The 7,578-nt window shown below is 45.5% G+C and carries 5 protein-coding genes; 1 reads left to right on the top strand and 4 read right to left on the bottom strand.

The window, feature by feature from the left end:
• Positions 1 to 259 precede the first annotated feature (259 nt).
• From Q0081_RS22045 to Q0081_RS22055, 3 genes are all read right to left on the bottom strand, one after another.
• A complete protein-coding gene (locus tag Q0081_RS22045; RefSeq protein ID WP_298358635.1) occupies positions 260 to 2,299 on the bottom strand; it encodes an OPT family oligopeptide transporter in 2,040 nt (679 codons plus the stop codon).
• 123 nt (positions 2,300 to 2,422) lie between these two features.
• Positions 2,423 to 4,279: a glycoside hydrolase family 127 protein gene (locus tag Q0081_RS22050; protein ID WP_298358638.1), complete on the bottom strand. Its 1,857-nt coding sequence runs from the start codon at positions 4,277 to 4,279 to the stop codon at positions 2,423 to 2,425.
• 79 nt (positions 4,280 to 4,358) lie between these two features.
• Positions 4,359 to 5,285, bottom strand: a complete 927-nt coding sequence (locus Q0081_RS22055; RefSeq protein WP_298358640.1) for a dihydrodipicolinate synthase family protein — start codon at positions 5,283 to 5,285, stop codon at positions 4,359 to 4,361.
• 307 nt (positions 5,286 to 5,592) lie between these two features.
• Here Q0081_RS22055 and xylA point away from each other — a divergent pair, with 307 nt between their 5' ends.
• On the top strand, positions 5,593 to 6,921 hold the full coding sequence (xylA, locus tag Q0081_RS22060; protein WP_298358643.1) for a xylose isomerase: 1,329 nt from the start codon (positions 5,593 to 5,595) through the stop codon (positions 6,919 to 6,921).
• A gap of 110 nt (positions 6,922 to 7,031) precedes the next feature.
• On the opposite strand, the gene Q0081_RS22065 is transcribed toward xylA, so the two are convergent.
• A complete protein-coding gene (locus tag Q0081_RS22065; protein WP_298358645.1) occupies positions 7,032 to 7,442 on the bottom strand; it encodes an OsmC family protein in 411 nt (136 codons plus the stop codon).
• Between the last annotated feature and the right edge of the window lie 136 nt (positions 7,443 to 7,578).

A 7,578-nucleotide genomic window follows, 5' to 3' on the forward strand; every position in this document is an offset into this window, starting at 1 on the left:
AAGACAGGGCAGAGCGCTTTTTGTACTATTCGTTCTGTTATTGATACGCTTCTCAAAAGGAATCTTGAGGTATTACCATATCTTACTCAAATCATCAAATTACAACCTGGGTCGTAACTAATCCAATTCATTTAAAAATTAGTTTTAATTGATACTTGTGTCAAGAGCCAAGGCATGAAACAAGTATTATCAAATGTACAAAGTTTTATAGTAATATCGGTACTTCCATGACACTTTGAGAGTTGCACTTTTATCCTTCCTACCTCTTCATCGCCACCCGATACAACACAATTCCCATCAGCGCAAAAAACAGGGCACCTAAAAGTTGGTAGCCGCTTTCGCCAATGCTGCCTGCAAGTACGGGTTCAAGGTTGATTTTGGCTAAGGCATTGAAGACAGAGTCATTGACGGATAGTAACGCAACAATGACACCTGCCAAAGCGCCGCCCGCTACGAGTCCCGTCGAGAACAGATTTCCTTTGCCTAAGTCCGCATCTTCTTCTTCAACTCCTTTGCGTTTGGCGTTCCAGTCGGCGAGGGCACGCACGCAACCACCCGCAAAAATAGGCAACGTTGTGGAAAGCGGTAAGTACAGACCTACCGCAAACGAAAGGGCATTTACCCCCATAATTTCAATGGTAACGGCGGTGAAAACACCCACCAATACAAATTGCCAATCCAAGTTAAAAGACAGCAATCCTTTGATAAGCGTCGCCATGAGGGTTCCCTGCGGTGCTGGAAATTTATCGGTTCCGATAGCGTGTTGGATGCCTTGCGCCACCAAGTCGGGTGTAGGGGTATCCAATAATTTGACCGTTGCGCCAATGACCAACGACGAAACAATAACGCCGATAAACAGGGCAATTTGTTGATATTTAGGCGTTGCACCCACCAAATAACCCGTTTTTAAGTCTTGGGAAGTGTTCCCGGCGTTGGCGGCGGCAATGCAAATCATGCCTCCAATTACCAACACGGCAGGCTCGTAGAGTTTGCCCGTCAGGCCAAAGCCAATAAAAACCAACGAAGTAGCCATAATGGTCGCAATGGTCATTCCCGAAACCGGAGAGGAACTGGAACCAATAATTCCCACAATCCGACTGGCAACCGTCACGAAGAAAAACCCAAAAATAACGACTAAAATCGCAATCAGGAATTTGGTGAGCAGGCCGTCTCCCGGAATTTGGGGCAAAATCACCATCAAAATCACCAACGCCAAACAGCCGAAAATCACCACTTTAAACGACAAATCCTGCTCCGTACGAACACGTGCTGTTTCGCTTCCCGCTTTCATGGAAGCCAAGCTTTGTTGGAAAGAAGAAATAATCGTAGGAATACTTTTTAACAAAGCCATAAAACCGCCTGCCGCCACGGCACCCGCACCGATTTGGCGAATGTAAGCCCGGTAAATCGCCGAAGCCGTATCTGTAAAACTGTGCGAAGCAGGATTCCAACCGCCTGGGCCTCCCGCAGTGGCTAGGTCTTTAAGATAACCAAGTTTAATCAATTGTTCCGCAATGGTATCGGCAGGAACGAGCGTGGCCAACAACGGAATCAAACCCAACCACGCCAATAAACCACCGCCCACCAACACCGCAGAAATACGGAAACCGATAATGTAACCGACCCCCAAATATTCAGGGGTAATTTCTCCACTCACGACCGCCGACGGAAAAATCTTGCTTGCCTGCGCTGACGCTAATTTAGGAACTTCGGCAATAACGTGGAGGATTTTTTGGAAGAAAGCGTACAACATGGCCACACCCAAACCTTGGTAGGCTGTTTTGGCCAAATCGCCTCCTTTTTCTCCCGCAATCAACACCGAACCGCAAGCCGTACCTTCGGGATAAGGAAGGGTGCCGTGTTCCTGAACAATCAGCGAACGACGTAAGGGAATCATCATGAGCGTACCTAAAATCCCGCCCAAAATGGCCAACGTTAGAATGGTCCAATAATTGAAAAAATCCGCACCAATGCTTTTCCCTTCTTCGGTGGTGGATAAAAAAAGAAAGCCGGGCAAAGTAAACACCACGCCCGACGCAATGGACTCCCCTGCGGAACCGGTAGTTTGAATAATGTTGTTTTCCAGAATCGTGGTTCCTAAATACTTACGCCCCAAAGAAATGGCCAAAACGGCAATCGGAATGGATGCCGAGACCGAGAGTCCAGCTTTGAGAGATAGATAAACGGTGGCTGCCCCAAAGAGAACACCGAAAAGAACGCCTACAACGACGGATTTGACGGTAAATTCCGCCATGTTTTGCTCGTTGGGCACATAAGGCTTAAAGTCTTTGATTTCCATGAGGTGAAGGTTTAGAATTAGTAAAAATTTAGGATAGCACACTGATTTAACGGATGGAAAGGATTCTAACGGATCTTTATCTGTTTTAATCCGTACAATCCGTTAAATCAGTGTGCTATTTACTCACTTCCCTTTCCAATCAATCCACACTTTCATGCGTCCAGCTTGACGATTGTCCCATGAATAGTAAGGGATAAGCGTGAAATTCTCATTGCCGTTTTGGGCTTTGATGGTAGTGACTCCGCCTAACAATGCGGGCTCAAACGTGGTGCTGAACTGCGTCTTTTTTGATAATACCATTTGGTCGTAGTCCAGATGCCGATTGTCCTGTTCTTCAATGCAATACACCAACGGTCCGCGTTGAATGGCGCGTTTTCCTTCGTTGGCTTTCACGCGTGGGTCGGCAGCTACGACTTTGACGGGCATTTCCATGCGAAGTTTGAGTACGTCATTTTTCAACCATGTACGGTTAATGGTCGCATACCCTTTATCCGTAAGTGAATTATCAACGGCTTTTCCGTTGATTTCAACGGTGTATTTATCGCACCAAGCTGGAATACGGAGTTTCACGGCAAAATCGGCCTTGCTACTGTCGGGAGTCATTTTGAGCTCTACTTCACCTGACCATGGATAATTGGTTTTTTGAGTAAACTTTACTTTGTGGTCGCCCAATACGACTTCTGTTTCGCTGCCCACGTAGAGATTGACCCACAGCGCATCCTTAGAAGTGTTGTAAATATAGCCGCCTACCGAAGGCAACAAGCGAGATACGTTACTGGGACAACAGGCAGTGCCGTACCAAGGGCGACGGTGGTGCAGGCCAAAAGAAGCCAAGGGATTTACGTAGAAAAACAGGTTTCCTGTCAATTGCACACCTGCCAAAGCACCGTTATACAGTGAGCGTTCCAACACATCCACGTACTTAGATTCGCCCGAATAGAGATTCATACGTTGATTCCAAAATACCATCCCTACCGAAGCGCAGGTTTCGCAGTAAGCCGATTCGTTAGGTAAGTCATAATCCACCGTAAAACCTTCATTTTTAGTGGAAGAACCGATGCCGCCTGTAATGTACATATTGCGACCCGTTACATCTTCCCAAACGCGCTCAAGCGCTTGCGTATAACCGCGCTCGCCCGTTTCGGCAGCGACGTCGGCCATGCCGGTGTAGAGGTACATGGCGCGTACGGCGTGACCTTTGATGTCAGTCATATCGCGGACGGGAACGTCGTCCTGACAATAACGCGCACCGTCAAAATTTTTATCCGTCCAAATCTGACCGCGTCCGTTTCCTTTGCCGCGCTGCTCAATGAGCCAATCGGCCAATTTGAGATAGCGCTCGTCATTAGTGGTATGAAAAAGTTTTACTAAGGCTAATTCCAGTTCCTGATGCCCCGTTACCCACGGGCGATTTTGGAGGCGAAAGGTGGAGTCAAAGTGATTGGCAAAACGAATGGAAACGTCCAAAAGCTTACGTTTTCCGGTAGCATCAAAATAGGCCACGGCTCCTTCAATTAAATGCCCCAGGCAGTAATCTTCGTGCTTTTCCATATCGGTCCAGCGTTTATCAAGGCCCTTGAGGGTGTAGTAGGTATTGAGGTAACCATCAGGAAGCTGCGCGGCGGCGATCTTGTCAATCCATTCGTCGGTTTTGGCTTCGAGGATTTTATCTGGCGTAGTTTTGAGGGTGTAGGCTATGCCCTCAATGACTTTATACACGTCGGAATCATCAAAATAAATGCCTTTGTGCTTGCCGCTGCGCAGGGCAGCATTTTCGAAGTTTTTGATTCGCGCTGTCGAATCTTCGGTATACGTCATGCACACGGGCAGAGTCGCCGAGTGGACTTTTTCAATACGAGGTTTCCAGAAATAATCTTTGACCGTGACTTTGGAAAAATTGACTGGGGTAATTTGGCGTTGGGCCTGTGTGTCCGCTGCCCAAAAAATAAGTAAGAAGATGAAGAGAAGGTAAGGTTTCATAAAAAAGGGTTTTCTACCGACATAAAGCGCAAACAAGTTGCTTTTTAATGATGGGCTGAATATCGGTAGAAAACCAATCCTAAGCAATTCCCAATTCTTTGCTCACGGCACTTACCAGTTCAAATAATTCGTCCACCTCAGCTTTGACTTCTTCGGTGCATGTTTCTACTTTCCGGCGCGTATAAAGCGAAATAGGGAAACCACGTTTTTGAAGGTAATACTTGGCTACAGTTGGGTAGGCGTAATGAATGACAGGCATGGTATCAATCAACAATTGCTGAACCCGCTCAATGCCTGCCTGTTGTTCAGGATTATTATAGTTGTTGCATAACCACACAATTACCTCAGGAAAGAAATTACCCTGAATACAGGACAAGCCCGCCGAACCGGCTTTCAAAGAAGCAGCGGCGTGTTCCATATAGGCATCATAAACGCCAAAAACACGGCCTTGGGTAGCCGCAATTTTAGCTTTTACATTCTCAATATCAAGCGAGGTGTCTTTATGGTAAATCACGCGACCGGTAGCGGCCAATTCGCCCAAATTTTCGGCAGTAATAAGCCGTTTGTAAGGAACAGGACATTCGTACAAACCAAAAGAAACACCGGGAGTCAGGCTAAGCAGTTCGTGCATCCGAGCCATAAATACTTCGTCCGATTCTTCAGTAGTGGCAATCAAACTTGTAATAACAATTACAGCCTGAATGCCCGTTGCATAGATTTTTTTCACAAATTCTGCCTGTTCGTTAATGGGACCGCCGAACGTACCCGTTGCTACCACAGGAACGCGACCATTGGCTACGTCAACAACCTGCTTGGTAATGGCAAGACGTTCCTCTTCGCTGAGTTCGAACATTTCCGAAGATAGGCAATTGGCAAACAGGCCCGCCGCCCCTGCTTCGAGGTAAAATTCGGTAAGTTTGGTAAGACCGTCAAAATCAATGTCGCCGTTTTCCAGAAACGGGGTAAGCATCACAGGGATAAATCCTTGAGGAAGGGAAGTTTGCATGAGTCGTTAGGCTTTAGCCAAGCCAAAGGTATTTTTTAATGGTCCGATTTCTGTTTTTGTTTTCTATGTATCAAAAGTAGTGCATATAGGAAAATTACCAGCTATTGACTCCATAACTACTCCATTTTCTCTAAAAAAGACTATTTGATGATTTATAAAGGCGGGCTTTTCAAAGAAATTTCACTAAGTTTAAATATATAATTGTCAATTTGACAATAATATATTTCTTTTGCAGAAAGTAAGAATTCGTTTTTGCCTCTTTTAGTACTATACTGTCTTTTTGAAAAAATTTAAACTACCTTATTTTATGTCCGTTACGCTCGGAAATACCGAATATTTTAAAGGCATCTCCAAAATTCAGTTTGAAGGCCGTGAATCTGATAACCCACTGGCATTCAAGTGGTATGATGAAAATCGTGTGATTGGTGACAAGACCATGAAAGAGCACATGCGATTTGCTGTTGCTTATTGGCATACCTTCTGCGGAACAGGTGCCGATCCTTTTGGCCCCAGTACAAAAGAGTTTCCATGGGATGCAAACAATGACGCCGTAGAGCGCGCCAAAGACAAAATGGACGCTGCTTTTGAGTTTATTACAAAATTAGGGGTGCCTTATTATTGCTTTCACGATGTAGATTTGGTAGACGAAGGTCCAACCATTACCGAATACGAGCGCCGTATGCAGGCCATCGTAGATTATGCCAAGTCCAAGCAAATGGCGAGCGGCGTAAAATTGTTGTGGGGAACAGCCAATGTGTTTTCCAACCCGCGTTACATGAACGGTGCCTCGACCAATCCCGATTTCAACGTATTGGCCCGTGCGGGAGTACAGGTCAAGAATTCGTTGGATGCTACGATTGCCCTGGACGGTGCCAATTACGTATTTTGGGGTGGACGTGAAGGTTACATGAGCCTTCTCAATACCAACATGAAGCGTGAAGTTGACCACTTGGGTCAGTTTTTAACCGTAGCGCGCGACTACGCCCGTAAAAATGGATTTAAAGGAACGTTCTTTATTGAGCCTAAACCTTGTGAGCCTACCAAACACCAATACGATTACGATGCGGCAACGGTGATTGGATTTTTGCGTCAGTATGGTTTAGAAAAAGATTTCCAATTGAACATCGAAGTAAACCATGCTACCCTGGCAGGTCATACGTTCCAACATGAGCTTCAAGTAGCTGCCGACGCAGGTATGTTGGGCAGCATTGATGCCAACCGCGGTGACTATCAAAATGGCTGGGATACCGATCAATTCCCTATTAATTTGAGTGAATTAACGGAAGCGATGTTGGTGATTTTAGAATCAGGCGGTATCACACCGGGCGGTATCAACTTTGACGCTAAAACGCGCCGTAATTCTACCGATCTTGACGATATTTTCATTGCACACATTGGTGGAATGGATGCGTTTGCAAGAGCTTTGGTCGTAGCCAATGATATTTTGGTGAAATCGCCTTACAAAAAACTTCGTACAGAACGCTATTCGTCGTTTGACAGTGGTTCTGGAAAGGCGTTTGAGGAAGGTAAACTTACGTTGGAAGACCTTCACAGTCATGCAGTAGCCAATGGTGATCCGAAACAAATAAGCGGAAAACAGGAGTTGTTTGAAAATATCCTGAATCAGTACATTTAGTAAAAAGGTTAAAGTGGAGGGTGTAAGGAAACCGAACCGCTCTACTGCCCTTTATACGATAAAAAGCCGGCCGATTCTGAATCGGCCGGCTTTTTTATGGCTTTTAAGTATTATACCAATTCCGCATCCATGGTGATGTCGGTGTTCAATAATTTAGAAATCGGGCAGTTCGCTTTTGCGTCTTGGGCAGCGGCGGCAAATTGCTCGGCAGACATCCCGGGTACGGTGGCTTTTACCGATAAATGAATGTTTGGAATAGCGCCGTTTTCAAAAGTAACCGTAGCTTTTGTGTCAATGTTGTCAGGAGTAAAACCTGCTTCACCAATGACAAAACTTAGTTTCATCGAAAAACAACCTGCGTGGGCTGCGCCTACCAATTCTTCAGGATTAGTACCTACTCCATCTGCAAAACGAGTATTGAAAGAATATTGCGTGCCGCTTAAAACAGTGCTTTGGGTAGAAACTGTACCGTTACCTTCTTTGCCGCTGCCTTTCCAATTGGCTGATGCTGTTCTTTTCATGATGTTGTCTTTGATTTTATTTTAACGCGAACTTTTCAGGAGATTAGGTCAAAAAAATGGGTTTAAAGGCATAGAGAGAGAAAGAATTAGTATTTTGGATGGGACCGCCCATGCGGTTACCAAGCTTCAAAAACTA

The organism is Runella sp., assembly GCF_027484545.1.
GTDB lineage: Bacteria > Bacteroidota > Bacteroidia > Cytophagales > Spirosomataceae > Runella.

Bases quoted from the DNA above. Each gene is read 5' to 3' on its own strand.
- Q0081_RS22045 (WP_298358635.1), bottom strand. From the start codon at position 2,299: ATGGAAATCAAAGACTTTAAGCCTTATGTGCCCAACGAGCAAAACATG.
- Q0081_RS22050 (WP_298358638.1), bottom strand. From the start codon at position 4,279: ATGAAACCTTACCTTCTCTTCATCTTCTTACTTATTTTTTGGGCAGCG.
- Q0081_RS22055 (WP_298358640.1), bottom strand. From the start codon at position 5,285: ATGCAAACTTCCCTTCCTCAAGGATTTATCCCTGTGATGCTTACCCCG.
- xylA (WP_298358643.1), top strand. From the start codon at position 5,593: ATGTCCGTTACGCTCGGAAATACCGAATATTTTAAAGGCATCTCCAAA.
- Q0081_RS22065 (WP_298358645.1), bottom strand. From the start codon at position 7,442: ATGAAAAGAACAGCATCAGCCAATTGGAAAGGCAGCGGCAAAGAAGGT.